Source organism: Mesorhizobium sp. M5C.F.Ca.ET.164.01.1.1 (assembly GCF_004792125.1).
Classification (GTDB): Bacteria; Pseudomonadota; Alphaproteobacteria; order Rhizobiales; family Rhizobiaceae; genus Mesorhizobium; species Mesorhizobium wenxiniae.
On record NZ_SRTG01000076.1, the window covers coordinates 1 to 513 of the forward strand.

Below are 513 nucleotides of genomic sequence, written 5' to 3' on the forward strand. Positions count from 1 at the left end.
CCTTCATCGGATGACGCCCTCAAGCCTTCCACCTCCGAAGGTACTAGTCGAAGCTAATAGGCTTGCCTAGCTGCCGAGGCACGCCCTTGCGTTTGGCGTCATCCTTGCCGCTTCGGCTAGGCCACGCAGATCCCCGGCACCGCGACCTTCTCGAACAGATGCGGCGACGCGACGGCCGAGGACGGATAGGCCGAGATCTTCGCCCTGAACTGCGGATGCGTGAAGGCGGCACGGAAGGCGGCGGTCGATTCCCACACGGCATAGTTCAGGTAGGTCGGGCTGTCGCCGATCGCGCGGTGAAGCTGGGTCGAGATGAAGCCCGGCTGCTGCTTCATGAACACGGCGTCGTCCTGCCAGACGTCGAGGAAGGTCTGCTCGTCGGCCTTGTCGAGCGTGAAGACGTTCACCAGCACGACGGCGGTGGCATCGATGGCGACCTGGCGGTCGATCGGGAAAGCGGGGTCGAGGGGACGCATATGGGTCATGAGGGTTTCCTTCAATTGGTGTTATGAT

Annotated in this window: 1 protein-coding gene; it reads right to left on the minus strand. The window is 62.6% G+C overall.

Going from position 1 to position 513, the window contains the following annotated elements:
• Window positions 1-116: 116 nt before the first annotated feature.
• Entirely contained in the window at window positions 117-485 is a 369-nt protein-coding gene (locus tag EN807_RS32480) for an antibiotic biosynthesis monooxygenase family protein (protein WP_127285222.1), read from the minus strand.
• Window positions 486-513: the final 28 nt, after the last annotated feature.